At 70.7% G+C, this 26,790-nt stretch carries 27 protein-coding genes; 16 read left to right on the plus strand and 11 right to left on the minus strand.

What is annotated here, in order from left to right:
* Window positions 1–6 precede the first annotated feature (6 nt).
* Window positions 7–450 (minus strand): GNAT family N-acetyltransferase, encoded by a 444-nt coding sequence (locus KVT44_RS05100; RefSeq protein ID WP_217566228.1) that lies wholly within the window; start codon window positions 448–450, stop codon window positions 7–9.
* Between the two features lie 154 nt (window positions 451–604).
* Between KVT44_RS05100 and KVT44_RS05105 the strand changes: the two genes are divergently transcribed.
* Both KVT44_RS05105 and KVT44_RS05110 read left to right on the plus strand, forming a co-directional pair.
* Window positions 605–1,210, plus strand: a complete 606-nt coding sequence (locus tag KVT44_RS05105; RefSeq protein WP_217566229.1) for a DUF6817 domain-containing protein — start codon at window positions 605–607, stop codon at window positions 1,208–1,210.
* A 297-nt stretch (window positions 1,211–1,507) separates the two neighbouring features.
* Complete coding sequence (locus tag KVT44_RS05110) at window positions 1,508–3,367, plus strand: M1 family metallopeptidase (RefSeq protein ID WP_099920319.1); 1,860 nt, start codon at window positions 1,508–1,510, stop codon at window positions 3,365–3,367.
* A 123-nt stretch (window positions 3,368–3,490) separates the two neighbouring features.
* Here the strand turns inward: KVT44_RS05110 and KVT44_RS05115 are convergent, their stop codons facing one another.
* Window positions 3,491–4,498 (minus strand): LysR family transcriptional regulator, encoded by a 1,008-nt coding sequence (locus tag KVT44_RS05115; RefSeq protein WP_217566273.1) that lies wholly within the window; start codon window positions 4,496–4,498, stop codon window positions 3,491–3,493.
* A 44-nt stretch (window positions 4,499–4,542) separates the two neighbouring features.
* Between KVT44_RS05115 and KVT44_RS05120 the strand changes: the two genes are divergently transcribed.
* From KVT44_RS05120 to KVT44_RS05130, 3 genes are all read left to right on the plus strand, one after another.
* Window positions 4,543–5,481 carry a serine hydrolase gene (locus KVT44_RS05120; protein ID WP_217566230.1) on the plus strand — a complete coding sequence of 313 codons (939 nt, stop codon included), beginning with the start codon at window positions 4,543–4,545 and terminating at the stop codon, window positions 5,479–5,481.
* A gap of 83 nt (window positions 5,482–5,564) precedes the next feature.
* Complete coding sequence (locus KVT44_RS05125; protein WP_217566231.1) at window positions 5,565–6,569, plus strand: MBL fold metallo-hydrolase; 1,005 nt, start codon at window positions 5,565–5,567, stop codon at window positions 6,567–6,569.
* Between the two features lie 302 nt (window positions 6,570–6,871).
* The gene (locus KVT44_RS05130; RefSeq protein WP_143687767.1) at window positions 6,872–7,372 is read left to right on the plus strand and encodes a hypothetical protein; all 501 of its coding nucleotides are present in this window, start codon (window positions 6,872–6,874) and stop codon (window positions 7,370–7,372) included.
* 97 nt (window positions 7,373–7,469) lie between these two features.
* Here KVT44_RS05130 and KVT44_RS05135 read toward each other — a convergent pair whose 3' ends face one another.
* Together KVT44_RS05135 and KVT44_RS05140 are read right to left on the minus strand one after the other, a co-directional pair.
* A complete protein-coding gene (locus tag KVT44_RS05135; RefSeq protein WP_254649014.1) occupies window positions 7,470–8,171 on the minus strand; it encodes a response regulator transcription factor in 702 nt (233 codons plus the stop codon).
* Between the two features lie 14 nt (window positions 8,172–8,185).
* A complete protein-coding gene (locus tag KVT44_RS05140; RefSeq protein ID WP_308313914.1) occupies window positions 8,186–9,256 on the minus strand; it encodes a HAMP domain-containing sensor histidine kinase in 1,071 nt (356 codons plus the stop codon).
* A 227-nt stretch (window positions 9,257–9,483) separates the two neighbouring features.
* On the opposite strand from KVT44_RS05140, the gene KVT44_RS05145 reads away from it, so the two are divergent.
* Both KVT44_RS05145 and KVT44_RS05150 read left to right on the plus strand, forming a co-directional pair.
* Window positions 9,484–9,969 (plus strand): cation:proton antiporter regulatory subunit, encoded by a 486-nt coding sequence (locus KVT44_RS05145; RefSeq protein WP_054229957.1) that lies wholly within the window; start codon window positions 9,484–9,486, stop codon window positions 9,967–9,969.
* A gap of 4 nt (window positions 9,970–9,973) precedes the next feature.
* Entirely contained in the window at window positions 9,974–11,233 is a 1,260-nt protein-coding gene (locus KVT44_RS05150; protein WP_217566233.1) for a cation:proton antiporter, read from the plus strand.
* 24 nt (window positions 11,234–11,257) lie between these two features.
* Here the strand turns inward: KVT44_RS05150 and KVT44_RS05155 are convergent, their stop codons facing one another.
* The gene (locus KVT44_RS05155; protein WP_217566234.1) at window positions 11,258–11,719 is read right to left on the minus strand and encodes a MazG nucleotide pyrophosphohydrolase domain-containing protein; all 462 of its coding nucleotides are present in this window, start codon (window positions 11,717–11,719) and stop codon (window positions 11,258–11,260) included.
* Between the two features lie 147 nt (window positions 11,720–11,866).
* On the opposite strand from KVT44_RS05155, the gene KVT44_RS05160 reads away from it, so the two are divergent.
* A complete protein-coding gene (locus tag KVT44_RS05160; protein WP_097286496.1) occupies window positions 11,867–12,865 on the plus strand; it encodes a TAXI family TRAP transporter solute-binding subunit in 999 nt (332 codons plus the stop codon).
* Between the two features lie 42 nt (window positions 12,866–12,907).
* Here KVT44_RS05160 and KVT44_RS05165 read toward each other — a convergent pair whose 3' ends face one another.
* Window positions 12,908–14,317, minus strand: coding sequence for a HAMP domain-containing sensor histidine kinase (locus KVT44_RS05165; RefSeq protein ID WP_190172341.1), 1,410 nt, complete (start codon window positions 14,315–14,317; stop codon window positions 12,908–12,910).
* A gap of 9 nt (window positions 14,318–14,326) precedes the next feature.
* Entirely contained in the window at window positions 14,327–15,016 is a 690-nt protein-coding gene (locus KVT44_RS05170) for a response regulator transcription factor (protein ID WP_190172340.1), read from the minus strand.
* A gap of 297 nt (window positions 15,017–15,313) precedes the next feature.
* Between KVT44_RS05170 and KVT44_RS05175 the strand changes: the two genes are divergently transcribed.
* The 8 genes from KVT44_RS05175 (at window position 15,314) to KVT44_RS05205 (ending at window position 22,013) form a co-directional block, all read left to right on the plus strand.
* The gene (locus KVT44_RS05175; RefSeq protein ID WP_054229851.1) at window positions 15,314–16,090 is read left to right on the plus strand and encodes an amino acid ABC transporter ATP-binding protein; all 777 of its coding nucleotides are present in this window, start codon (window positions 15,314–15,316) and stop codon (window positions 16,088–16,090) included.
* A gap of 160 nt (window positions 16,091–16,250) precedes the next feature.
* Entirely contained in the window at window positions 16,251–17,087 is an 837-nt protein-coding gene (locus tag KVT44_RS05180) for a glutamate ABC transporter substrate-binding protein (RefSeq protein WP_217566235.1), read from the plus strand.
* A 75-nt stretch (window positions 17,088–17,162) separates the two neighbouring features.
* Window positions 17,163–17,828 carry an amino acid ABC transporter permease gene (locus tag KVT44_RS05185; RefSeq protein WP_217566236.1) on the plus strand — a complete coding sequence of 222 codons (666 nt, stop codon included), beginning with the start codon at window positions 17,163–17,165 and terminating at the stop codon, window positions 17,826–17,828.
* On the plus strand, window positions 17,825–18,718 hold the full coding sequence (locus KVT44_RS05190) for an amino acid ABC transporter permease (RefSeq protein ID WP_217566237.1): 894 nt from the start codon (window positions 17,825–17,827) through the stop codon (window positions 18,716–18,718). The genes KVT44_RS05185 and KVT44_RS05190 overlap by 4 nt, the downstream gene beginning before the upstream one ends.
* 176 nt (window positions 18,719–18,894) lie before the next feature.
* Window positions 18,895–20,730, plus strand: coding sequence for an FAD-dependent monooxygenase (locus KVT44_RS05195; protein ID WP_217566238.1), 1,836 nt, complete (start codon window positions 18,895–18,897; stop codon window positions 20,728–20,730).
* Between the two features lie 194 nt (window positions 20,731–20,924).
* Entirely contained in the window at window positions 20,925–20,996 is a 72-nt protein-coding gene (locus KVT44_RS61005; protein ID WP_309544753.1) for a putative leader peptide, read from the plus strand.
* Between the two features lie 88 nt (window positions 20,997–21,084).
* On the plus strand, window positions 21,085–21,621 hold the full coding sequence (locus tag KVT44_RS05200; RefSeq protein WP_099943651.1) for a cysteine dioxygenase: 537 nt from the start codon (window positions 21,085–21,087) through the stop codon (window positions 21,619–21,621).
* Window positions 21,612–22,013, plus strand: a complete 402-nt coding sequence (locus KVT44_RS05205) for a rhodanese-like domain-containing protein (RefSeq protein WP_217566275.1) — start codon at window positions 21,612–21,614, stop codon at window positions 22,011–22,013. Before KVT44_RS05200 ends, KVT44_RS05205 begins: the two co-directional genes overlap by 10 nt.
* A 13-nt stretch (window positions 22,014–22,026) precedes the next feature.
* On the opposite strand, the gene KVT44_RS05210 is transcribed toward KVT44_RS05205, so the two are convergent.
* From KVT44_RS05210 to recX, 4 genes are all read right to left on the minus strand, one after another.
* Window positions 22,027–24,579 (minus strand): ABC transporter permease, encoded by a 2,553-nt coding sequence (locus KVT44_RS05210; protein ID WP_217566239.1) that lies wholly within the window; start codon window positions 24,577–24,579, stop codon window positions 22,027–22,029.
* Complete coding sequence (locus KVT44_RS57825; protein ID WP_254648938.1) at window positions 24,576–24,848, minus strand: hypothetical protein; 273 nt, start codon at window positions 24,846–24,848, stop codon at window positions 24,576–24,578. Before KVT44_RS57825 ends, KVT44_RS05210 begins: the two co-directional genes overlap by 4 nt.
* Window positions 24,788–25,312, minus strand: a complete 525-nt coding sequence (locus KVT44_RS05215; RefSeq protein ID WP_254648939.1) for a helix-turn-helix domain-containing protein — start codon at window positions 25,310–25,312, stop codon at window positions 24,788–24,790. Before KVT44_RS05215 ends, KVT44_RS57825 begins: the two co-directional genes overlap by 61 nt.
* 543 nt (window positions 25,313–25,855) lie before the next feature.
* Window positions 25,856–26,788 (minus strand): recombination regulator RecX, encoded by a 933-nt coding sequence (gene recX, locus KVT44_RS05220; RefSeq protein WP_217566240.1) that lies wholly within the window; start codon window positions 26,786–26,788, stop codon window positions 25,856–25,858.
* Window positions 26,789–26,790 lie beyond the last annotated feature (2 nt).

Consider the following 26,790-nt stretch of genomic DNA (forward strand, 5'->3'; position numbering starts at 1 on the left):
ACCTCTTCATCCCGCACCCGGTCGTCGCACCATGAAGACGTCGACCGGGTCCTGAACCTCCACGGTGAACCCGTGGCGCTCGTACAGTCGCCGGGCGGCGCTGCCCTGCAGGACGTTCAGACGGACGGGCAGGCCGTCGGTGTCGGTGCGGTCCAGCAGGGCGCGCAGGACGGCCGAACCGAGCCCCCGGCCCTGCAAGTCCGGGACGAGATAGAAGTGCTCCAACCACAACCCGTCCTCGGCCGGCCTCAGCGTGACGCAGCCCGCGAAGTCGCCGTCGGCGATGACGACCGACGTGTGCCCCGGGGAGAAGGACTCCCGCAGCCGCCGGCGGACCCGGCGCTCGTCGAACCGGCCCAACCGCTCCAGGTCCGGGCGCATCACCGTCGCCCGCAGCTCGGCGATCACCTCGACATCCGCCTGCTCCGCGGAGCGCAGCGCCCATTCCATGGAACGGCCCGACCCTCGGCCCGCCCCTCGGCTCGACCCGTTCCCGGGCAGCGCCCGCCCCGGCCTTGTCAGGTCCGCCCCCGCACTCGTCTCCATGGTGGGAGTCTCTCAGTGGCCTGCCGAGACGTTGAACCCTCATCCCGAAGGGGCTGAAGTGGCCGAAGTACGCGAAGTTCCCGAAGAGACCGGCGACGGTGACGCGTCCCGGTGGTCGCGTGCCGAAGCCTTCCTGCGTGCGCGGGGCACCGCCGAGATGCCGCATCCGGGCGGCACGCTGCTGGAGCACCTCGGCCGTGTCCGGCGGCTCCTGGCCGACTGGGGCGGTGACCCCGCGATCCAGGCGGCGGGGCTGTGCCATGCCGCGTACGGGACCGACGGCTTCGACCCGTACCTGCTGCCGGTCGCCGAGCGGGCGACCCTGGCGGAGCTGATCGGCGACCGGGCCGAGGCGCTGGTGTACCTGTACGCGAGTTGCGACCGCGGCGCCGTCCTTCCCCGGATCGGGGGCGACCGGCCCGTGGTCTTCCGTGATCGCTTCACCGGCCGCGAGCACATACCCGCGGACGACGACCTGCGAGCGTTCTTGGAGATCACCGCCGCCAACGAGCTCGACGTACTGGCCCACAACGCGGAACTGGCCGAGCGGTACGGCCCGTCCCTGTACCGGCTGTTCACCCGAGCGGGCGACCTGCTGTCCGCCCCGGCCCGGGACGCCTGCACCCGGCAACTCGGCCCGCACGCCGCGCTCCCGGATCACTGATCACTGATCACTGATCACTGATCACCGAGTTCGACCGACTCGTACCGACCACGGCCGCGGGCGGAGCCCGAACACTTCAGGTCAGCGAACACTTTTACCCGTCACTGATGGCATGCCCCGGTCAAATCTGCCAGGCTTCCCGCAGCCGTCGCCCTGACCACAGGGAGACGCGACGGAAATCTCACCCCAGCGATCGCGCAAGCGATGCGCGCAGCCCCCGGCTGCCCCCGGCGCACCCAGGCCGTCAGGGCGGCCACCGAGCAGGCCGGAATCCCGGCCGCCTCAAAGGAGTTTCGTGTGAGACCGACCCCCCACAAGGCCCTCGCCGCGAGCGCACTGGGCATCGCCGCGTTGGCCGCCGCTCTGCTCCCCATCACCCCGGCGGCAGCCGCGCCGCCCACGGCACCACTGGCCGCCGACTGCACTCCGGCCCAGGTGGTCACCAACGGTGGTTTCGAGAGCGGGACTTCGCCCTGGACCCAGTCGTCGTCGACCGTGATCACCAGCCGTTCCGGTCAGAGCGCCCACGGCGGCACCAGCTTCGCCTGGCTGAACGGTGTCGGCAGTACGCACACCGACACCCTCTCGCAGAGCGTCACGATCCCGTCCGGGTGCAGCAGCGCCACGCTCACCTTCTGGCTGCACATCGACACCGCCGAGACGACCTCGTCGACCGCGTACGACAAGCTGACGGCGAAGATCGGCAGTACGACACTGGCGACGTACTCGAACCTCAACAAGGCCACCGGCTACGTACAGAAGTCGTTCGACGTGTCGGCGTTCGCGGGCCAGACCGTGAGCCTCGCCTTCACCGGGACCGAGGACTCCAGCCTCCAGACGAGCTTCGTCCTCGACGACATCGCCCTCGACACCTCCGGCGGCACGACCCCGCCGGCGGACTCCACGCGCACGCCGGCCGCCCCCTCGTACACCGTCAGCCTGAGCAGCAACACGAGCGGCACGGTCTGGACGGGCCACGAGAGCGCGACGTTCACCAACGCCTCCTCCACCGCGCTCAGCGAGGTGTACCTGAGGCTGTGGGACAACTACCACGGCACCTGCTCCGCGATGCCGATCGCGGTCAGCAACGTCACCGGGGGCACCGCGGGCGCCCTGTCCGTCGGCTGCACCGCCCTCCAGATCGCCCTCCCGACCCCGCTGGCGCAGGGCCAGTCGACCACGATCGGCTTCGACCTGGGGATCACCGTCCCCAGCGGCGCCGACCGCTTCGGCTACGACGGCGCGTTCAGCATGATCGGCAACGCGCTGCCGGTTCTCGCCATCAAGGACGGCTCGGGCTGGCACCTGGACCCGTACACCAACAACGGCGAGTCGTTCTACTCCCTGGCCGCCGACTTCAAGGTGACCCTCGACCACCCGACCACCCTGCTGGTCCCGGCCACGGGCACCTCGGTGGACACCCCCGGCTCCAGCGGACGCACGGTCACCACGGCCACCGCCTCCAAGGTCCGTGACTTCGCGTGGGCGGCGGGCCCGTTCACCAAGATCTCGGGTACGTCGACGGCGGGCACCCCGATCAACATCTACTCGGTCTCGGGGATCAGTTCATCCAGCGCACAGTCCATGCTCACCACCGCGAAGACCGCGGTGGACGCCCACGCGGGCCGCTTCGGCGCCTACCCGTACGGCGAGTTGGACGCCGTGATCGACAACAACTTCTGGTTCGGCGGCATGGAGTACCCGGGGTTCGTCCTCGACCTGGTCTCCACCACGGCGCTCACCCATGAGATCGGGCACCAGTGGTTCTACGGGATCGTCGGCGACGACGAGTACAACAGCCCGTGGCTGGACGAGGCGTTCACCGACTACGCCACCGACCTGGCGCTGGGCAGTACCGGCACGAACTGCTGGAACAGCGTCTCCTGGGCCTCGACGGCGGAGAAGATCACCAACTCGATGGCCTACTGGGACGCCCACTCCTCCCGGTACTCCACCGTCGTCTACGGCTACGGCAAGTGCGCCCTGCACGATCTGCGACGCGTCCTCGGTGACACCGCCATGGCGAAGTTGCTGAAGGACTACGCCACTTCGCACTGGTACGGCGTCTCGACCACGGCCGAGTTCAAGGCTGCCGCCCAGGCCGCCACGACCACGGACCTGACCTCGTTCTGGACCCAGCACCGCATCGACGGCTGATTCGGCGCCGGTTCGCCGCGGTCGACCCCTTGGGATGTCATCCGCGGCGAACCGACGACCGGGCGTGCGTGATCAGGGTCGTGACATCGACCCACGGATCAGCGTCGTGACATCGGCCCACGCCTACTGGCCGAAGCCCTCGCCGTACACGACCGACCACGGGCGGGTCGGTCCGTCCATCGGGCGGGCCCCGTCCGCACTCCCCGGTGCCGCGGGGCGCACCCGGTCGTCTCGGCTCGGGGTCGCGGTGCGGTCGCGGGTCAGTACGTCGGCCGCGAGTTCCGCGAAGGGGCGCGCAGCCGGGTGGACGGCTCGGCCGGCGGGCCACGCGCCGCTCAGCCGCTGGGTGAGGGGACGGCCCGCCAGGGGGCGCCAGGCGACGCGGGGCTCCTTGCGGGCCACCGGCCCCTGGTCGAAGGCGATTCCGTGCCCCGCCGTCACCAGGGCCAGCAGGAACTCGGAGTTCGACGCGTGCCGCAGCCGACCGGGCACGAAGCCCGCGCCGCGGCAGACGTCGAGAATCCGGTCGTACCAACCGGGCGCGTGGGCCCGCGGAAAGAGCACGAGATCGTGGCCGGCCAACTCGCCGAGCGCCACCTCGGGCAGCCCGGCCAGCGGTGAGGTGCGGGGCAGAACGACTCCGAGATCCACCGGGACCTCGGGACCGAGCCGCAGTTCGGTGGCGTCCACGGGCTGATGGACCAGCCCGACGTCGAGTCCGCCGGAGGCCAGCAGCCGCACCTGCTCCTCCGTGGTGACCTCCTGCAGGTCGACGGACAGCCCCGGAGAACGCTCCGCACAGGCGGCCAGCAGCGCGGACAGCACGGCTGCCGTAGTGTCAGGCGGCACGCCCGCGCGCAGGGTCCCCAGGGCGCCGTCCCCGGCACGCCGGGCCAGCACCCGCAACCGCTCCTCACGGGCCAGGAGTTCACGGGCCTCGTCCAGGAGCACCGCCCCGGCGGCGCTGAGCCGGATCCGGCGGTGCGCCCGGTCGAACAGCTCGGCACCGAGCTCCTTCTCCAGCCTCCGTACGGCCTGGCTGAGCGGCGGCTGGGCCATGCCCAGCCGGTCGGCGGCCCGGCTGAAGTGCAGCTCCTCGGCTACGGTGACGAAAAGACGCAGGTGGCGCAAGAGATCCACGGTGAGGGACCTTACGCGAGGGGGCGGGCGAACGAGTGGTCGAGGAGCGGATCCGCGAGGTTTTCGCGAGAGCGGGCGCCGAGGGTCTCCTGCACGCGGTCCCCGTCGGCACCTGGTCCCCGGATGAGGCGCGGAAGGTGACCGTCGGCACCTGGTCACCGGGGGAGGCGCGGGAGGTCGCCGTCGGCGCGGACGAGCCCGTCGTGATCGCGTCGATCTTCAAGGTGCTGCTGGTCCTGGAGTTCGCCCGGCAGGTGGCGGCCGGACAGCTCGACCCCCGGGAACGGGTACGGGTGACGGCGGCCGACCGGCTCGGCGGCTGGGGCACGGCGGGCTGCGCGGACGACGTCGAGCTGTCGCTGCGCGATCTGGCCTTCTTCGCGATGTCGGTCAGTGACAACGCGGCGGCGGATCTGCTGCTGGACCGGGTAGGGCTGGACACCGTACGGCTGCTCGCCAAGGAGCTCGGGCTCGACCGCACCAGGATCGTGGGCGGCCCGCGCGACGTGCTCGATTCGATGCTCTCGGAGGTCGGAGCGGGCGACGAGCGGGAGTTCGCCGTCCGGTACCCCGCCCTGCCGGACGACCGCAAGAGACGGCTGGCCGTACTGGATCCCCTGCGCACCAACGCGAGCACGCCCCGCGAGACCAGCGAACTGCTGCGTCTGATCTGGCGCGACGAAGCGGGTGCTCCGGAAGCCTGCTCCCACGTACGAGACTTGATGAGCCGACAGGTCTTCCGGCACCGGCTGGTGTCTGGGTTCCCGGACGACGTGACGATCGCGGCCAAGACCGGGACCCTGCCGGGGCTGCACATGGAGACGGGAGTCGTCCGGTACCCCGACGGCGGGTGCTACGCGGTGTCGGTCTTCGCCCGTACCCGTGAGCTGACCGCCACCCGGCCGACGGTGGACGCCGCGATCGGCGCCGCGGCCGGAATCGCCGTCGATTTCCTGCGGAGCGAGGGTGTCTGACCAGGTCTCATATGCCGCCGCGTATCGCGAGGACACCGTTTCGATCTTGGACGCGGAAGGTCGGTCCCTGATCTGCTGACGCCATGAGCGACACCGCAGACACGCAGAGAGACCCGATGCTCGGCCGACGCAGCCTGCTGCGAGGTGCCGCGCTCGGCGCGGCCGCCCCACTCCTTCCCGCCGCCACCGCCACCGCATCGACGTCGATTTCGGCATCGGCATCGGCATCGGCATCGGCATCCTTACGCTGGTTGGGCACCTCCGGCTGGCGCATCGACGTCGACGGCCGGACCGTGCTCTTCGACCCGTACCTCACCCGGTTCAAGACCGGCCTGTTCGACGGCGCCTTCCGCGCGGACACGGAGCTGAGCACCGACCCCGAGGTGGTTCGGGAACACATCGGAGCCCCCGAACTCGTCCTGGTCAGCCACTCCCACTGGGACCACCTCGCCGACGTGCCGTACATCGCCAAGTCCACCGGCGCCCGAGTCGTCGGCACGGAGACCACCTACCACCTGCTGGTCGCGTTCGGCGTCGACCCGGGCCAGATCTCCGTGGTGAAGGGGGGCGAGGTGCTGGACTTCGACGGCATCACCGTCGAGGTCGCGGCCGGCCTGCACAGCCGCAACAAGAAGTACGCCTACTTCGCCCCCGGCACGCTCGACACCCCGCCCGCGGCGCCTCCGAGGACCATCGCGGAGCTGCCGGAGGGCGACACGCTCGCCTTCCAGGTGAAGGTCGGCAGCGGTGGGCCCTCGGCGTTCCTCATGGGGGCCAGCGACTTCTCCGAGCGGGCGGTCCAGGGGCTCCGCCCCGATCTCGCCATGGTCGCCGTGCCGTCCAGCACCGCCACCCACCACTACGTACCCCGGCTGCTGCGCGCCCTGGGCAGCCCCGGCGTCGTCGTACCCGTCCACTGGGACAACTTCGAGGAGCCGCTGAGCGAGCCACCGCGCCGCGACGCGTCGATGGACCTGGACGGCTTCCTCGCCCAGGTGCACCGGGAGTCCCCGGCGAGCCGGATCGTCGTCCCGGACTACCGCACGGTGTACGGCGCGGACATGCGCCCTCGCCCTCTGACCTCCTGACCTCCTGACCTCCTGACCTCCTGACCTCCGCGGACTCATCGGCCAGATGCTGGTGTCCCCGATGCCGGACGGCCCTCGCACCGATCCACAGTGGACGCTGGGTAAGAAGTTGGTAACCCTCCGCAAGCCCGCCGACCAGGCGTTTTTGTCCGATAGTGAAGGTTTTTTGATGTTTTTCGCACAGGAATGGAACCTCGTCCGGTCGCAGGCTCGGCTCTGACGTGGATAACCTCAAAAGCGAACATTTCGCCCATATGGGCGTGATCCGCTCGTGGGGGGATCCGTCACGTCAGGAGTCACACGTGAATTCCACACTCCGCAGCCGCTGTGCCAAGGCGATCGGCGCCGGCGCGCTCTCCGTCGCTCTACTGTCGGCCGGGACGGCGGGTGCTTTCGCCTCGTCCCCGAGCGCGGCCTCACCGAGTCCGAAGACGAGCATGACCGGCAGCGCGAAGCCGACCAGGACCGGAACCGCCAAGCCCACCAGGACCAGCACCGCGAAGCCGACCAGGACCGGCACGCCCATGGCCAACGGTTCGATCACCGCCAGGGCGAGCAAGGCCCAGGTGAAGGCCGGCCAGTCGGTGACGTTCACCGGCCGCGCCAAGGGAGTGAAGGTCGGCACCAAGGTGGTGCTGCTGCGCATGCACAACGGTAAGTGGACCGCTCTGAAGTCCAGCACCGTGCTCAAGAACGGCAGCAGCTACTCCCTGGTCACCAAGCTCAACAACAAGGGCACGGAGCAGCTCCGGGTCATGGCGGGCAAGGTCGTCTCGCCCACCGTCGTCGTGACGGTGAAGTGATCCGGCGGCACCACCAAGAGAGGGCCGACCCGTGCACGGGTCGGCCCTTTCCCTGTCCGGTCCCAGTCCGGCCTTTCTGGTCCCTGTCCGGCCCGGGTCACGGCTCGATGAGCCCGGCCCGGATCGCGTACCGGGTGAGTTCGAGGCGGTCGCGCAGGCCGAGCTTCTGCAGCAGGTTCGCCCGGTGGCTCTCCACGGTCTTGGCGCTGATGTAGAGCAGCTCGGCGATCTCCTTCGTCGTATGGCCCTCGGCGACCAGCTTGAGCACCTCCTCCTCGCGGTCGGTGACGGTCCGCACGGGCAGTGCCTCGCCGCGCCGCATCCGCTCCAGATAGGTGCGTACGAGCGCGGTCTCGGCGCCGGGATAGATGAACGGCTCGTCGCGCATCGCCGCCCGGCAGGCCTCGACCAGATCGCGGTCGGCGACCGACTTCAGTACGTAACCGCAGGCCCCGGCCTTGAGCGCCTCGAAGAAGTACTGCTCGTTGTCGTACATCGTCAGGATGAGGATGCGCAGGTCGGGAAGGCAGCGGGAGAGTTCGCGGGCCGCCTGGAGTCCGGTCATCCGGGGCATCGCGATGTCGAGGACGGCGAGGTCCACGTCCGTGTCGCGGGCCCGCGCGACCGCTTCGGCACCGTCCCCGGCCTCGGCCACGACGCTCAGGTCCGGTTCGCCGTCCAGGATGAGCCGTACGCCACGGCGCACGAGCGTGTGGTCGTCGGCGAGCAGAACCCGGGTGGGCCGGCCCCCACCGGGCTGCCGGTCGGGCACGGACGCCGTGGACGGAACGGACGACATGGGCGGCACGGACGTCATCGGTCTCCCTCGCAAGCGGTCGCGGCGCGGAGCTGCGGCGGTACGCCGGTCTTCGACGCGCCTGTCGTCGATGCGCCGGTCTTCAATGCGCCTGTCTTCGATGCGTTTGTCTTCGTCGAGGTGCGCAGCCTTACGTCGGTACCCGCCCCCGGCCCGGCCCCGACCGAGAGCGCGGCGCCGATCAGCAGGGCCCGCTCCCGCATACCGCTGATCCCCGCCCCTTCCCGCAGCCGGCCGGGGCCCTTGCCGTTGTCCCGTACGAGGAGCTCGACGCCGTCGCCGCCGTCATCACCGGCCACGCCGACGACCCGCCGCAACCGCAGTTCGGCGCGATCGGCGCCCGCGTGCCGGGCCGTGTTGGTGAGCCCTTCCTGAGCCACCCGGTAGACCACGAGTTCCGTCTCCTCGGTCAGCGGCGGCAGATCTCCGTCGAGGTGGTGGCGTACGGACAGGCCGTGCGTGGTGAACTCGGCCGCCAGAGACCGCAGCGCGCTGTGCAGACCGAGTTCCTCCAGGACCCCGGGGCGCAGCCGGCGGGCGATACGGCGGATCTCGTCCAGGCTGCCGCGGGTCGCCTCCTGCGCCTGCCGCACCTCCTCCCGCAGCTCCCCGGGCACCTGGTCGGCGACCCGCTTGAGCTGCAGCAGCACGGCGGTCAGGGTCTGGCCCACCTCGTCGTGGAGCTCCTGGGAGATACGTCGGCGCTCGCCCTCCTGCGCGGAGAGCGCGCGGGCCGAGCTGGTGGCACGCTCGGTCTCCAGCCGGTCGAGCATGGTGTTGTACGTGGTGATCAGCCCGGCGACCTCCGCGGGCCCGGTGACGGGTGCCCGGGCCCCGGGATGCAGCAGGTCGGCGGTGGCCATGGCCCGGCCGAGCCGTTGCAGCGGGGCCAGTCCTATCCGCAGCACGAGCGCGTTGACGACGAGCAGCACCGCGAGCCCCGCGACCACGACCAGCACCTCGCCCGGCAGTATCGGCGTCGACACGGTGACCGGGCCCAGCAGCAGCGCGGTGGCCACGGTCAGGCCCGCGGCATTGAGCAGGAAGATCCGCCGGAACAGCGACACGTTCTTCTGTCCGTCCCTTCCTGTCCCTCCGGCCCTTCCGAGCTGCGGCGACGCCGCTGTCCCGGTCAGCTTCGCGCCTGTCGCGCGGTCGTGTCCATCCGTGCCAACACCCATGTCGCCACCGTACGGGGGATGGCAGCATGACCGTTTTGCACGGGAACGCAAGACCGCGACTCGACGAGCGACACGACGCGATGAGCAACCGACTCGATGAACCAGGGGAGATCATGTCCACGCCACGTCTTCGGGCGACGCCACTGCCGGGCATCGGGGTCCAGTACGACCTCATGACGCGCGAACAGCGCCACCTGTCGGTGGTGGCGCACCGCGACGGCGCCCGCACCGTGAGCGTGTACCGCGCCGACGACCCCGACTCCTGCGCCCAGTCGCTGCGGCTGACGAGCGGCGAGGCGGCCTCGCTGATCGACGCGCTGAAGCCCTCCCACCACAGCCCGAGCCTGCTCTACACCACCGACCTCGGGCTGATCGCCGAGCGCATCGAGATCGCCGCGACCTCCCGCTGGAACGGCCGGGTGCTGGGCGAGACCCGGATGCGGACCGAGACCGGCGCGTCGGTGGTGGCGGTGCTGCGCCGCGCCGAGGCCATCCCCTCGCCGACCCCGGACTTCCGGCTGGCGGGCGGGGACACCCTGATCGTCGTCGGCACCCGCGAAGGCGTCGACGGCGCCGCGGCGATACTCGGACGGGAGTGAGCGCGTGCACTCTGCTGTTCTGCTGATCGAGTTCGGCGCCATCATCCTCTGTCTCGGGCTGCTGGGGCGGGCCGCCGCCCGGCTGCGGTTCTCCCCCATCCCGCTGTATCTGCTGGCCGGTCTGGCCTTCGGTGAGGGCGGGCTGCTCCCGCTCGGCGCGAGTGAGGAGTTCGTCGCCACCGGCGCCGAGATCGGTGTCATCCTGCTCCTGCTGATGCTCGGCCTGGAGTACACGGCCAGCGATCTGGTCTCCAACCTCAAGGCCCACTACCCCTCGGGCCTGGTCGACTGCACCCTCAACGCCCTGCCCGGCGCGGCCGCCGCGCTGCTGCTCGGCTGGGGTCCGGTGGCCGCCGTGGTCCTGGCGGGCGTCACCTGGATCTCCTCGTCCGGTGTCATCGCCAAGGTGCTGGGCGACCTGGGGCGGGTGGGCAACCGGGAGACACCGGTGATCCTCAGCATCCTCGTCCTGGAGGACCTGGCGATGGCGGTCTACCTGCCCATCGTCACCGCGCTGGTGGCCGGGGTCGGGCTGGCCGCGGGCAGTGTCACGCTCGCGATCGCCCTGGGCGCCGCCGGACTCGTCCTGTTCGTGGCCGTCCGCTACGGCCGTGTCATCTCCCGCTTCGTCTCCAGCGACGACCCCGAGAAACTGCTGCTCGTCGTGCTGGGCCTGACGATCCTCGTCGCGGGCATCGCGCAGCAGCTCCAGGTCTCCGCCGCCGTCGGGGCGTTCCTGGTCGGCATCGCCCTGTCCGGCGAGGTCGCGGAGGGCGCGCACACGTTGCTCAGCCCGTTGCGGGATCTCTTCGCGGCGATCTTCTTCGTCTTCTTCGGGCTGCACACCGACCCGGCGAGCATCCCGCCGGTGCTGCTGCCCGCGCTCGCGCTGGCCGTCGTCACGGCACTGACGAAGATCGCCACCGGGTACTGGGCGGCGCGCCGGGCCGGGATCTCCGTGGGTGGCCGGTGGCGAGCGGGCGGCGCGCTGGTCGCGCGCGGCGAGTTCTCCATCGTCATCGCCGGGCTCGCGGTCACGGCCGGCATCGAACCCTCACTCGGCCCGCTGGCCACGGCGTACGTGCTGATCCTGGTCGTACTCGGCCCGCTCACCGCCCGCTACACCCAGCCGCTGGCCGATCGGCTCACGGCCCGTTTCGGTCTCCCCGAGCGCCGGGGCCCCGCGGCACACCCCGGGGGCGCGGAACCGGAACAGCCCGAGGCGGAGGGTGAGGCACGACAGCAGACCGCCGTCGGGGACTGAGCCAGGCCGATCGAGCAGAGGGGTCTACGCGTCCGCGCCCCTCCACCCCTGCCCCCGCAGCACCTCCGACACGTCCGGCGCCCGGTAGTGCTCCCCTTTGAGAACCTTGCCGTCGGCCCGGCGGGCGACGCGGCCGTCGGGGCCCAGCTTCGTCATGTTGGAGCGGTGGATCTCGGCGATCACCGCGTCGAGGTCGATGCCGTGGACGAGCGCGGTGCCGTACGCCACGTACACGACGTCGGCCAGCTCGTGCGCCAGCCGGTCCAGCGGTCCCGAGACCGAGACCTCGGCGACTTCGGCGGCCTCCTCGGCGAGCAGTTCACCACGGTGGGCGGCGAGCGCCGGGGAGACCTCCGTCGGCGTGCCGCGCGCGTCGAGCCCGAAGGCGAGGTGGAACTCACGGACCAGGGAAGCGGGGGAAGGAAATACGGGGGAGAGATCGGGAGACGCGGAAGAAGTGACCGGGGAGTCGGGCGAGGTCTGCATCCGCCGACCATACCGAGCCCGGTTCCACGCCCCCGCCGACCATTCCGGGCCCGGTTCCCCTCCCCCGCCGACCCGCGGCCGCCCCTCTCGGCCCCCTCTCTGCCCCGCCCTGGTCAGGACGGCCCCCCGGCTGGCAGGATCGCGCGCATGTTCCTGCCACTCCCCCGTATCGACCGGCGCCGCGCGCTGTTCGGCTCGGCCGCCGCACTCGTGGTGTTCGGGCTGCTGTTGTGGTGGCTGCTGCCGCTGGGCGAGGAGTCGCCGGGCGGCAGGATCACGTTCAGCACGGGCACCCCGACCGGGGTGTACCAGAAGTACGGCACGCTCCTGCAGACCGCGCTCGCCAAGGACATGCCGCGTCTGGACGTCCGGCTGAAGAACAGCGACGGCTCGCAGGAGAACGTCCGCCGGGTGGCCACGGGCCAGGCCGACTTCACCATCGCGGCGGCCGACGCGGTGGAGACGTACATCCTGGAGAACAAGCCGGGGGCGGGCCAACTGCGCGGCTGCGCCCGGCTGTACGACGACTATGTGCACCTGGTCGTCCCCCGCTCCTCGTCCGTGCAGTCGGTGGCGGACCTGCGGGGCAAGAGGGTCGCCGTGGGACCGGACGGTTCCGGGGTACGGCTGATAGCGGAGCATGTTCTACAGGCGGCCGGGCTCGACTCCGCGAAGGACATCAAGCCGTTTCCGGACGGCATCGGCACCATGCCGGACCTGCTCGAACAACACAAGATCGACGCCTTCTTCTGGTCGGGCGGCCTGCCGACGAGCGCGGTTCAGCAGCTCTCGAAGCGCTTCGCCGTCAGGCTGGTGCCGATCACCGGCGACCTCGTCGCGAAGCTGCACGAGCAGGGCGGCGCGGCCCGCTACTACCGGTCCGCGGTGATGCCCGCCGACGCCTACCCCGAGGCCCAGCAGGGCTCGTCCGTGCAGACGCTGGCGGTGGCGAACTTCCTGATCACCCGGGAGGACTCGGACGCCCGGCTCACCGAGGAGCTCACCCGCACGGTGATCAACAGCCGCGACGGCATCGGCCGTCAGGTGCACGCGGCCCAGTTGGTGGACCTGCGCACGGCCATCTACACGGACCCGCTGCCCCTGCACGAGGGCGCCCGGCGCTACTACCGCTCGGTCAAGCCGTAGCACAGACCACCACGTCGGCCCTGGTGGCCCTGGCCGCCCCGCTCACGACTCGGGCCGCGACCTCGGCACCGTCACCGTCACCTTGAGACCGTGCGGCTCGTGACGGGCGTACGCGATGGAGCCGCCGCCCGCCGAGAGCAGCACCCGCGAGATGGACAGGCCGAGGCCCGAGCCCTTGATGTTCTGGTGCCCCGCGCTGCGCCAGAAACGGTCGCCGATGCGGGCCAGTTCCTCGTCGCTGAGGCCCGGACCGCGGTCGGTGACGACCACCGTCGAGACCTCGCCGTTCGACGCGACCGCCACCTCGACGTCCTCGCCCTCAGGCGTGAACTTCAGCGCGTTGTCGATCACCGCGTCCAGGGCACTGGACAGGGTGACCGGGTCGGCCCAGGCGGTGGTGGCCGGGCAGGTGCCGGTCAGGCGTACGCCCCTGCTGTCGGCCAGTGGTGACCAGGACGCGACACGCTCGGCCGCCAGCTCACCGATGTCGGTCAGCCGCAGGTCCGCCTCGGCGTGCTCGGCCAACGCCAGGTCGAGCAGGTCGTCCAGGACCTCGGCGAGGCGCTTGCCCTCGGTGCGGACCGACGCGATCTCCTCATTGTCCTCCGGCAGTTCGAGCGCGAGCAGTTCGATGCGCAGCAGCAGCGCCGAGAGCGGGTTGCGCAACTGGTGCGAGGCGTCGGCGACGAAGGCGCGCTGCTGCTCCAGGACGTCTTCGACGTTGTCCGCCATCTCGTTGAACGACCGGGCCAGGCGCCTGAGTTCCGGCGGACCGCCCGCGACCGCGACCCGCGACTTCAGCCGCCCGGTCGCGATGTCATGGGTGGTGGCGTCGAGGACACGTACGGGCCTGAGCACCCAGCCGGTCAGCCGCAGCGCCGCGCCGAGGGCGAGGAGCATCGCGGCGACCTCGCCCGCACCGATGATCACCCAGCCGTGCAGGATCTTCGAACGCATCTGTCCGGTGGGCGAGTCGGTGACCACGACCGCGATGACGTCACCGTCCCGGATGACCGGCGAGGCGACGACGAGCCGGTCACGCTGCCACGGCCAGACCTGCTCCGGATCGTGGCTGCGGCGACCCAGGAGCGCCTCGTTGAAGGCGTCACGCCCCTCGCCCTTCTCGGCCAGGTACCAGTTCTCGGGCGCGTTGGCCATGGGCGCGAGGTCGCGGTAGAAGACCCCGACACGGATGCCGTACACCTCGTAGTACGCCACGAGTTCCTTGCGCAGGGTCTCCCCGCGCTCGTCCGTCGTGCCCACCCGCGAGCCGCCGGCCGGCTGGTCGGTGACGAACTGCGCGAGGGCGGCGAAGCGTGCCGTGTCGTCGATGCGGTCGACGACCACACGCTGTTGCTCGGCGGCCGCGACGCTCACGGCGAGCGGAACGCCGAGCGCGAGCAGCACGGCTGCCATCAGGACGATGAGCAGCGGAAGGAGGCGGGTGCGCACCGGTGCACGCTACGCCGTGGGAGCGACGAGCCGGTACCCCACGCCGCGCACGGTCTCGATCAGCGCCGGCATGCGCAACTTGGAACGCAGGGACGCGACATGCACCTCCAGGGTGCGCCCGGTCCCCTCCCAACTGGTGCGCCACACCTCGCTGATGATCTGCTCCCGGCGGAAGACCACCCCGGGCCGCTGGGCGAGCAGCGCGAGCAGGTCGAACTCCTTGCGGGTCAGTTGGACTACCGAACCGTCGACGCTGACCTGGCGGGTGGGCAGTTCGATGCGGACCGGCCCGAGCCGCAGCGCGGTGTCACCGGAGCCGGCGGCGTCGTCGTCGGGGACGCTGCGCCGGCTGACGGCGTGGATACGGGCGAGCAGTTCACCAGTGTCGTAGGGCTTCACCACGTAGTCGTCGGCGCCGAGGTTGAGGCCGTGGATCCGGGACCGTACGTCGGAGCGGGCGGTGACCATGATCACCGGAGTGCTGGTGCGTTTGCGGATCTTGCCGCAGACCTCGTAGCCGTCCTGGTCGGGCAGGCCCAGGTCGAGCAGGACCACACCGAAGCCGTCGCTCTCCGGAACCAGCGCCTGCAGGGCCTCCTCGCCGCTGCGGGCGTGCGTGACGTCGAAGCCGTGTCGCGCCAGCACCGCGGACAGGGCGGCCGCGACGTGGTTGTCGTCCTCGACGAGCAGCAGTCTCACTCCGGCCCCCTCCGGTTCATCGGTCGTACGGTCCGATCCTGTTGGATCGCGGCGCACACGCGTGTGCACCAAGGAAGTCACGCCGATGGATCACGACCGCGTCAAGAGGCTTCGGGTCGCGGAGGGCTTCCGTTACCCAGCCGGTACGCGGCCGGCACGCGGCCGCGCAACAACTGCTACGACACGTGTCCGATTGCTACCGGATCGTGATGCTCAAGTTCCCCTCAGATGTAATGACGCTGGTCGCACGGGGTCACTACTGTCCACCGAAACCGAGGAGGACGGAGCCCCAGAGCGATGACCGAAGTATCGGTGGCCAAGGATGCCGTGGCCGCGACCGAGGACCTGGTCGTCCTGAAGAGCGTCAACAAGCACTTCGGCGCGTTGCACGTGCTCCAGGACATCGACCTGACGATCGCGCGTGGCGAGGTCGTCGTGGTCATCGGGCCCTCCGGGTCCGGGAAGTCCACCCTGTGCCGCACCATCAACCGCCTGGAGACGATCGATTCGGGCGACATAACGATCGACGGCAAGCCGCTGCCCGACGAGGGCAAGGCGCTGGCCCGGCTGCGGGCCGACGTGGGCATGGTCTTCCAGTCCTTCAACCTCTTCGCGCACAAGACGGTGCTCGAGAACGTGATGCTGGGTCAGATCAAGGTCCGCAAGGCCGACAAGAAGGCGGCCGAGGAGAAGGCCCGCGGACTGCTGGACCGGGTGGGCGTGGGCACCCAGGCGGACAAGTACCCCGCGCAGTTGTCGGGTGGTCAGCAGCAACGCGTCGCCATCGCCCGCGCGTTGGCGATGGACCCGAAGGTGATGCTCTTCGACGAGCCGACCTCGGCGCTCGACCCCGAGATGATCAACGAGGTCCTGGAGGTCATGCAGCAGCTCGCGAGCGACGGCATGACGATGATCGTCGTCACCCATGAAATGGGCTTCGCTCGTTCGGCTGCCAACCGGGTGGTCTTCATGGCCGACGGCCGCATCGTCGAAGAGGCCGTGCCGGACCAGTTCTTCAGCAATCCCCGCAGCGACCGCGCCAAGGACTTCCTGTCGAAGATCCTGCACCACTGACGGCCTTCGCTTCGTCATCTCTGAAGTTCGCCTTCCTGAACTGAGGTTCCTGAACTGACGTTCATCGCTGACGTTCTTCGCTTGCGTTCTTCGCTTGCGTTCATCACTGAAGCCCATGCCTGAAGGCCTGCATCTCCTCCCCACTCAAAGGATGTTCACCATGAAGCTCCGCAAGGTCACCGCCGCCTCGGCCGTCGTGCTCGCGCTCGCCGTGACCGCCACGGCGTGCGGTTCGGACGACAAGAAGGACAGCGGCTCCTCCGGCGGCGACAAGAAGATCACTGTCGGCATCAAGTTCGACCAGCCGGGCATCGGCCAGAAGACCCCGCAGGGTTACTCGGGCTTCGACGTCGACGTCGCCACGTACGTCGCCGGAAAGCTCGGCTACAAGCCCGACCAGATCGAGTGGAAGGAGACGAAGAGCGCCGAGCGCGAGAACGCGCTCTCGCGCGGTGACGTCGACTTCATCGCCGCCTCCTACTCGATCACCCCCGAGCGCGAGAAGAAGGTCGACTTCGCCGGCCCTTACCTGCTCGCCCACCAGGACGTGCTGGTCCGCGCCGACGACATCGCCATCAAGTCGCCGTCGGATCTCAACAGCAAGAAGCTGTGTTCCGTGACCGGTTCGACCTCGGCGCAGAACGTGCACGACAAGCTGGCGCCCAAGGCCCAGCTCCAGCAGTACCCGACGTACTCGGCCTGCCTGACGGGTCTGCAGAACAAGGCGATCGACGCCCTGACGACGGACGACTCGATCCTCGCCGGCTACGCCTCGCAGGCCGCCTTCAAGGGCAAGTTCAAGCTCGGCGGCTTCAAGATGACCAACGAGAACTACGGCATCGGCGTCAAGAAGGGCAGCGACCTCAAGGCCAAGATCAACACGGCTCTCGAGGCGATGGTCTCCGACGGTTCCTGGAAGAAGGCCGTGGACAAGAACTTCGGTCCGGCGAAGTACAAGAACGAGCCCGCTCCGAAGATCGGCAACATCGTCAGCTGATGTAGGGCCCGCCGGTGCGCCGCCCTCGGGGGGCGGCGCACCCGGGCATCACCACACGCGGAAGCGCGGGAAATCGTGTTCGACTTTCTTCAAGGTTACGACCTGCTGGGAGCGTTCTGGGTAACGGTGAAGCTCGCCGTCCTCTCAGCCGTCGGCTCCCTGATATGGGGAACCATGCTGGCCGCCATGCGAGTCGGTCCGGTGCCTCTCATGCGCGGATTCGGCGCCGCCTACGTGAACATCGTGCGGAACATCCCGCTGACCGTGATCATCCTGTTCACCTCGCTGGGCCTCAACCAGACACTGCTGGTGAGTCTCGGCTCGGACCAGGTCGAGACGGTCAATTTCCGGCTGGCCGTGCTCGGTCTGATCGCCTACACCTCGGCCTTCGTCTGCGAGGCGCTGCGCTCCGGCATCAACACCGTGCCCGTCGGGCAGGCGGAGGCGGCCCGCGCCATCGGTCTGAACTTCACCCAGGTCCTCACCCTGATCGTGCTTCCCCAGGCGTTCCGTTCGGTCGTCGGTCCGCTGACGAACGTGCTGATCGCCCTGACGAAGAACACCACGGTGGCGGCCGCGATCGGTGTCGCCGAAGCGGCCACCCTGATGAAGTCCATGGTCGAGAACGAGGCCCAACTCATCGCGATCTCAGCCGTCTTCGCCTTCGGGTTCATGTGTCTGACGCTGCCGACCGGCCTCCTCCTCGGCTGGGTGGGCAAGAAGGTGGCGGTGAAGCGATGACGTCCGTCCTGTACGACGCCCAGGGCCCCCGCGCCAAGCGGCGCAATATCCTCTACTCGGCGCTGTTCCTGGTCGCCTTCGCGGCCCTGTTGTGGTGGGTGATCACCAGCCTCAACGACAAGGACCAGCTCGCCTGGGAGAAGTGGAAGCCCTTCGTCCACAGCGAGGCCTGGAGCACGTACCTCTGGCCGGGGCTGCAGAACACCCTGAAGGCCGCGGCCCTCGCCATGGTCATCGCCCTGCCGCTCGGCGCCGTCTTCGGCATCGCCCGGCTCTCCGACCACGCCTGGATACGCATCCCGGCGGGCGCGGTCGTGGAGTTCTTCCGCGCCATCCCGGTGCTGGTCCTCATGATCTTCGCCGACGCCGCGTACTCCGAGTACACGAACGTCAGCTCGGACGACCGCCCGCTCTACGCGGTCTTCACGGGACTGGTGCTCTACAACTCCTCGGTTCTCGCGGAGATCGTCCGCGCGGGCATCCTGTCGCTGCCCAAGGGGCAGTCCGAGGCGGCCATGGCCGTCGGTCTGCGCAAGAACCAGGTCATGCGGTTCATCCTGCTGCCGCAGGCGGTCACCGCGATGCTGCCGGCGATCGTCAGCCAGCTCGTCGTGATCGTGAAGGACACCGCGATCGGCGGCGCGGTCCTCACCTTCCCCGAGCTGCTCGCCTCCGTCGGCCCGATGAGCGCGTACTACGGCGCGAACACCATCGCCTGCTTCACCGTCGTGGCCCTGATCTACATCGCGCTCAACTTCAGCCTCACCAGCTTCGCGAGCTGGCTGGAGGGACGACTGCGGCGCGGCAAGAAGTCGACGGGCGTGGTGCCTGCGCCGGCCGCGGTCGGGGGCACGGAGTCGACCGGCGCGGGCAGCGGCATCTCTATCTGACGGATCCTCACCCTTCGTCGGTGTCAACGGGGGCAGTGGCATGATCGCCACTGCCCCCGTCACTTGACGCAAGCACCGGCAATGGGTTGCATACGTTCTGTGATCGTGCACCCCGTTCCAACTGCCTGTTCCCGACCGTTCCTCAGGACACCGCTCCGGGCAGGGGGCCGCGCGCCGTGGACCCGGTGATCATCGTCGGCGCGGGGCCCGTGGGCCTCACGCTGGCCCTTGCGCTGGCCCGCCAGGAGGTCCCCTGCGTGGTCCTCGACGAGGGGCCGGGCAAGGACGAACAACGGCTCGCGCGGACGGTGGTGCTGCGCGAGGACACGGCCGCACTCGTCGAACGCCTGACGGGCCTGCCCCTCACCGATGCCGGTTTCCGTTGGGCCGGATGGCGGTCGATGCGGCGCAAGCAGGTGATGCGCGAGATCGACTTCGCTGCCCGGGCCTCCGACACGGACTCGCCGGACTTCGAAGCCGACGCGCACGGCCCCGGGGGCGCCACGCACGGCGTGATGAGCGGCGCGCAGGCCTTTGGGGGCCGCGCGCACGGCTCGGGGATTGGCGCTCAGCGCTTCGAGGGGAGCGCACGTATCCCGAAGGGGAGCGCGCAGAGCCCGAAAAGCGCCGGGCTCGGCCCGACCGCGGACGCGCAGGACTCCGAGGGCGCCGACGCGCCCGCCCCGCTGCACCTCGCCCAGCACGCGCTGACCGGCGCCCTGCGCGAGGCCATCGTCCACGAGCGGCTGATCAAGGTCGCCGTGGGCAGCCGCCTCGACTCGATCGAGCAGGAGCCCTCGGGCGTCACGGCGCACACCCGCGGCCCCAACGGCACATGGTGGCGCGGCAGTTACCTGGTCGGCTGCGACGGACCGCGCTCGACCGTGCGCAAGCTCCAGGACATCCGCTTCCCCGGACGTACAGCCGTCGAACGATACGCCGTGGCGGCGCTGCGTACGGAACTTCCCTGGCCCGGGCAGGCGTTGCTGCACCGGATGCCTCCGTGGCGGACGTCGGGCCCCGCGAGCGGGGAGGTGACCGCGCGCCCCCTCGCCGACGACGTGTGGCGGCTGGACTGGCTGCTGCCGCCCGGCAAGGACCTGGTCACGCCCGACCTGCTGGTGGCGCGCATCCGCGAGACCCTCGCGGGCTGGAACGCGGGCTCCACACCCCCGTACGAGCTGCTCGACACCGGAGTCCACACCGTCCACCACCGCCTCGCCCGCCGCTGGCGGGCCAGCCGGGTCTTCCTCGCCGGGGACGCCGCGCACCTGCTCGGCGCGCTCGGCACCCAGGGACTGGACGAGGGCCTGCGGGACGCCGACAACCTCGCCTGGAAGCTGGCGCTCGCCTGGCACCACGGCCCGCACGAGGCACTGCTCGACAGCTACCAGGCGGAGCGGCGGGCCGTCGTCGCCGCCCGGCTGCGCGCCGCCGACCAGGCGCTGCCACTGCTGCGCGGCGGCGGAGGCCTGCGCTCGTACGTCCCCGGGTCGGCCCGTGGCCACGACGCGCTGCTCACGGACGGCCACCTGGGACGCGGCCCGCTGGGTGCGCCGGGGGCGTACGCCGACTCGCCACTCGCGCCCGCGCACACCGAGTCGGAGACTCCGGTGGACACGGCTCCCGGTGCGCCGGTCGTCGACGTACGCGTGACCGCGGAGGACGGCTCGTTCGTACAGCTGCGGGAGCGGCTCGGTCGCGGGGTGCTGCTCGTCGTACTGATCGCTCCGGGTACGGGCGTGTGGGCGCGCAAGCACTGGGTGACGGCCGGGATCATGCCCCGGCTCGCGGCCGCCGTGACCGCGCTGCCGCACCGCGCCGAGCTGCTGGTCGCCGAGAGCTATCCCGGCGCGGCGGCACACACCGTGCTCCTGGTGCGCCCCGACGGCCACCTGGTCACCGCGCTGAGCGGGGTGCGCCCGGCCGACCTGTACGCGGCGGCCGAGACGACACTGGGCGGCCCCGCCACGGCGGAAGCGGAAGCGGAGACCGCGGCCAGTACGACCTGACGACTCTGGTGGTCGACCTGACGACTCTGGTGGTCCGGCCCGCCCCGGACCGCCAGGCTCAGGTCGCCGAACGCGTCCGGAGGGCGGAGCCACGGCCATCGCGGCACCCTCGGTCACCGGATGGTCCACATAGTGACAGTGAGTTGACCGGCCCGAACCGCCATGGTGTACTCCGGATCGTGACCGACACCTGTGTGCGCCTGTGGCGGAGGGTCCATATGGACCTCGTCCGCTATGCGGGCTGCGTGTGTCGCCCGTCCTGCTGAATTCGCAGCTCTTCTCTCCCCGCGCGCCGCCCCTCCCTGTCGGCTGCCGCGCGCACCCACGCGAACGCCCAGGACGGTACCCGTGTCTGTGTCCACCCCCTCCACCACGCCTTCCGCCTCCGCACCGGTCCAGGCCCCCACCCAGGCCGACCTGTTCGACTTCGTGCGCCGCACCGCCGCCGACGCCGAACTGATCGCTTCCCTCCCCCTCGACCCCGAGGGCCGCACCTGGGTGCGCCTGGAGGGCCCCGGCGGCAGCGAGGCCTGGCTCATCGGCTGGCCCCCCGGCACCGGGACCGGCTGGCACGACCACGCCGACTCGGTCGGCGCCTTCGTCGCCGCCGCGGGCGAGCTCAAGGAGTACTCGCTCGCCGCCCGTCTGCCCACCGACGGCTGGAAGACCCTCGAACTCTCCGAGGACGTCGACCGCGAACGTCGGCTGCCGGCCGGCCAGGGTCGCTCCTTCGGCCGCCACCACGTGCACGAGGTGCTCAACGAGTCCACCGAGGAGCACGCGATCTCCGTCCACGCGTACTACCCGCCGCTGCCCCGGATCCGCCGCTACAGCCGCACGGGGCAGGTACTGCGCCTGGAGCACGTCGAGCGTCCGGAGGACTGGCAGTGAGCGCACCCCGCCCGGAGGGCATCGACACGTTGCTGGAACGGGTCCGCGAGGGACTCGACCGGGTGGAGGCCGAGGAGGCGTACTCCGCCGCACAGGCCGGCGAAGCCCTCCTCGTCGACATCCGGTACGCCGCGCTGCGCGAGCGCGACGGACTGATCCCCGGCGCCCTCGTCGTCGAGCGCAACGAACTGGAGTGGCGGCTCGATCCCCAGGGCAGCCACCGTGCCCCGGAGGCCACGAGCCATGATCTGCGGGTCGTGGTGGTCTGCAACGAGGGGTACGCGTCCAGCCTCGCCGCCGTCTCCCTCCACCAGCTCGGACTGCACCGGGCGACCGACCTGGTCGGCGGCTTCCAGGCGTGGAAGGCGGCCGGGTTCCCGGTGACGGCCTAACTCCGGGCTCTCCTTACTCCTTGGCCGTGGCCACCGTGACCGGGCGCACCCGCAACGCCACCCGGCCCGGCAACGCGGTGGCGACGAGCGCGAGCAGCCCGACGAGCGCGACCACGGCGACGTACACCAGGGGTGTGACCGCCGGAGCCGCCTGGCCCGTCATGCCGACGCTGAACGCGGTGAGGACGGCGAGCGCGATTCCGCTGCCGAGCGCGGTGGCGAGCAGCAGGACCGAGAGCGCCTCCGTGCGCAGCATCCCCAGCACCTGGCGCCGGGTCGCCCCGGCGAGGCGCAGCAGCGCGAACTCGCGGCCACGCTCCGAGACCGACATGGCCAGCGTGTTGACGACGGCGATGGCGGTGAAGGCCAGGACGAGTCCCATGGCGAGGTAGTTGACCTCGGCGTTCGCCTGCTGCCGTGCGGCCTGGATCGAGTCGGCGGCGGCCGGGGCGAGGACGTGGATCCCCGGGAACTCACGGAGGGTAGTCGCGAGTTGTGTCTGTGTACGGGCGGTGCTGACGAGGACGGAGGTCGCGAGCGGGTTGTCCACATGGCGGGCGACCAGGTCATGGGCGAAGGTGAGGTCGCCGAAACCGAGGCCCTTGGCGTAGACGGCCACGACGGTCGGCGTGGCGGGTGTTCCGTCGCCCAGCGTGAGTTTCAGGGGACTGCCGGGCTTCAGGTGGAGCTGGTCGGCGGCGAGTTCGCTGACGGCGACGGTGTCCTCGGTGAGCTTCTTCAGGGACCCGGCGGTGACGTCCGGGTCCCAGGTGCGGGTGAGGCCCCCGGGTGTGACGCCCTGCGCCGCGTACTTGTCGAGTCCCACACGGACGGTCGTGCGGACCACTTCGGTGACGGTGTCGTGTTGCGAACGCAGCCGCCGTGCGGCCTCGGCCGGTACGCCCGGGCCCTGGGCGGCCACCACCCAGTCGGCGCGGATGCCCTCGCGGGCCTGGGCGCGGGCCGCGTTGCCCAGGGTCGGCTGGACGAAGAGAACGGTGCAGGTCATGCCGATGAGGAGGGTCAGAGGGGTGACGACGGAGGCCATCCGGGCGGCATGGCCACGGAGGTTGGCACGCGCCAGCCGACTGCTGGGTCCGGTCAGCCCGAGCGGACCTCCGAATACGGCTACGGCCGCCCTGACCAACAGCGGACCGAGCAGCGCGACGGAGGAGGCGAGGACCACGACGGCCAGGAAGGTCACGGGAGTCGAGGCGGGTTCCGTGCGCAGGACACTGAGCACGGCGACGAGGACGGCACCGCCGGCGAGCAGGGCGAGACCCGCGAGGATCCGTCCCCACGCCGGGCGGGTGCGCTCGGCCCTGGCTTCGGCGAGCGCCTCGGCCGGGCGGATCCGGGCGATCCGGCGCGAGGAGATACGGGCGGCGGCCCACGCACCGAGCAATGTCGCGGCGAGCGCGGCGAACGGCGGGAAGACGCTGACGGTGTGCTGAAGCGTGCCCGGCACGGCGCCCATGGCCACGAACCGGCCGTGCAGCCAACTGCCCAGCGGCAGCCCCGCGAGCGCGCCGGTAGTACCCGCGGCGGCCCCGACGATCAGTGCCTCACGGCCGAGGAGCGCCCGGATCTGGCCCGGCGTGGCGGCGATGGCGCGCAGCAGGGCGAGTTCGCGATGGCGTTGCTGCACGGAGAGCGCGAAGGTCCCGACCACCACGAGGACGGCCACGAGCAGTGACGTGCCGCCCATCGCACCTCCCATGCTGACCAGCTTCGTACGCGCGGCGGCCGCGTCCAGGAACTCCACGGGCCCTCGGCCGTCACCGGCGCTGACCTGCGCGGTCGTACCGTGCGGCGCCTTGGTTCCGTGCAGCGCCGTGCTGACCGCTCGCTTCAGCACGGCCGCGTCCGTGCCCTTGGTGGGAAGCACCCCGAAGGCGGTGACCTGTCCGGGGTGGGCGGCGAGGCGGCGGGCCTCGGCGGTGGAGAAGAAGAGGGCGGTCTGGTGCCGCACCTCCTGGGCGGGGGCGGCGATTCCGGTCACCCGGTAGGTCCGCGGGCTCTGCGTCGACTGGACGGTGAGCCGGTCGCCGGGCGCGAGGTGGGCGCGCTCGGCGAGACGGCGGTCGATGACGAGATCGCCTTCTGCCTTGGGGGCGGTGCCGGTGGTGAGGGTGTACGGGGTCAGCGCGGCGGAGTCCCAGGCGTGCCCGTAGGCGGGCCGGTCCATGTCGACGGCCGCGCCGGGTGCCAAGGGCTCGGCCAGGAAGGTCAGTTCGGGAATGACTTCACGTACGCCGGGCACCTTCCGGAGCTCGGTGGCGAGGTCGCCCGGGAGCCAGGCCCGTTCGGCGATCGGCTTGGCCTTGTGTTTGACCTTGGTCTTGCCCTTCTTGTGTTTGACGGTGGTCTGGTGAACGTTCTGGTCGGCGGAGACCACGACGGGCGTCGCGGCATACCGTTCGGTGGCGATCGTGCCGCGCAGGCCCGTCTCCAGGAGGGTGCCGCAGGCGGTGATGAGAGCGGCCGCGCACATCAAGGCGAAGAAGGCACCGAGGAAGCCACCTTTGCGGGCTCGGACGGTCTGCAGGGCGTAACGCAGCATCATGAGGGTTCGCTCCCTGGTCTGTCGTGGGGTGCCGGGCGGCTCTCGGACGCGGCGTCGGGCACGGTGTCGGGCGCGGCGTCGGGGGCCGGGAAGGCGAGGAACCGGGTGAGCACGGTACGGGCGCCGGGCGGGGTGTCGGCCTCGGGGCGCTTGTAGCGGTTGAGGAGCGCGATGTACTCCTCGAAGAACGCGCGGAGTTCGGGGAGCGTCAGCCGGATGCTGCCGCGCGAGTAGGGGAAGGCGTCGACCCAGGGATCGGCTTCGCCCACCTCCCCGACCACCCCCGCGTCCGTAGCTGCCTCTGCACCTGCATCTGCATCTGCTCGAAGAGTTCGAGGTCGGCGGCGTACGCGTGGTGATTCAGCTCGTCCATGACGAGCCGCATCTCGGCGCTCTGCCGACTGCGCGGCGGGAAGCGGCGGTCACCGGGGACGGCCCGCCACCAGCGCTCCCTACCGTGGCCGCCCGCCTCGGCCGGTCGGTCCACTTCCTCCACGAAGCCGTACCGAGCGAGCTCACGCAGGTGGTAGCTGGTGGCTCCGGTGTTGAGCCCGAGCGCCCGGGCCAGCGTCGCCGAGGTGGCGGGGCCGTGCACGGTGAGGTGCTGAAGCATGCGCTGCCGACGGGGCTGCGCGAGGGCCTTGAGCGTGGCGAGGTCGGAGAGCTCGGTGGAGCCGCGCGAAGTCTCCTCGCTCCGCCTCACCAAGGGTTCCGCGCCGGGTTCCTGTGCCATGCGTACACAGTCCTCTGTGCACAGACACCTGTGCATTGCGGCAACCCGGCGTCTCCCTACGGGGGTTAACCCCAGCCTCACGAAGGGGAGTTGGACATTCCTGGGTCGGGCGGGGGTGGGAAGACGAGAGAGGGGAGGGTCAGGGGCCGGGTTCCAGGCGCCGGGGCCGGGCCAGGTCGAAACCGGCGGCGGATCGAGGCCGAGCCGGGTTCGAGGCCGGAGTCGAGATCAGGGCCGGAGTCGGAATCGGGTTCGAGGGCGAAGGCAGGAGACACAGGAGACAGGAGACACCTAACCCGGGGCCGGGATCAGTATCGAGACCTGGGGCCAAACGCACGCGCAGGTCATCGCCCCGAACAGATGCTGCTCTGCTACCGAGCCGCTCCTCGAGCCCCTGGGCCGGCCTTCTCCCGTCCACGGCCTTACGGACTCAGCCCCTCGGACCACGCCCCTCGACCCTGGAGACCCGCCACCCCCTGAACGCGATCGACCCCCCGTGCGTCCACCGCATTCAGTCCCCGCTCCCGCCCCCGCCCCCAAGGCTCAGAACCCTTCGTCCCCCAAGCCCTCCGTGTCCTCCCCCTCTTCCTCCAGCGCCTGGCGGACCACGCGCAGCGCCATCCCCTCGGAGTAGCCCTTGCGGGCGAGCATGCCCGCAAGGCGTCGCAGCCGCTTGTCGCGGTCGAGACCTCGCGTGGAGCGGAGCTTGCGCGCGACGAGCTCACGTGCCGTCGCCTCTTCCTGCTCGGAGTCGAGCTGCCCGACGGCCTCGTCGATCAGCGTCGAGTCCACGCCCTTGGTCCGCAGCTCCCGCGCGAGCGCCCGCCGGGCCAGACCCCGGCCGTGGTGCCGGGACTCCACCCAGGCGTCCGCGAAGGCACCGTCGTTGATCAGCCCGACCTCCTCGAACCGTGACAGCACCTCGTCCGCCACATCGTCGGGGATCTCACGCTTGCGCAACGCGTCCGCGAGCTGTTTCCGCGTGCGCGGGGTCCCGGTGAGCAGGCGCAGACAGATCGCCCGCGCCCGCTCAGCCGGGTCCCCTGGGGGCTCCCCCTTCTCGGCCCTCGACGAGGAAGGAGTGCCTCCGTCCTGTGGGTCGTCGGACGGCTCACCGAAACCGCCACGCCTCCGACGCCCTCGTCCACCTCGCGGCCCCCCGTCGCCGCGCCCCCTGTCGCCGCGCCGTCCACCGCCACGGCGCGATCCACCGTCCGGAGAACCGTGACCGTCCGTCAGGCCGTCACCTTCGCCCACCGGACCGTCACCGCCATACGGATCCCCGCCATGGAACGCCTCGGGGCCATACGTACCACCGGAGTACGCGGAGGAGCCGCCGTACGTCTCGTCCCCGTACGGCCCGTCCCCGCCGTGCGCTCTTTCACCGTCTCCGGCCGAGTCGCCGTTCCCCCCGTGCCCCTGCCCCCGCGGGGGGACGGGGTAGGCGTACTCGGCCCAGTCGGTTCGTCGCGTCATGG

Source organism: Streptomyces sp. GbtcB7 (assembly GCF_019091445.1).
Lineage (GTDB): Bacteria > Actinomycetota > Actinomycetes > Streptomycetales > Streptomycetaceae > Streptomyces > Streptomyces mirabilis.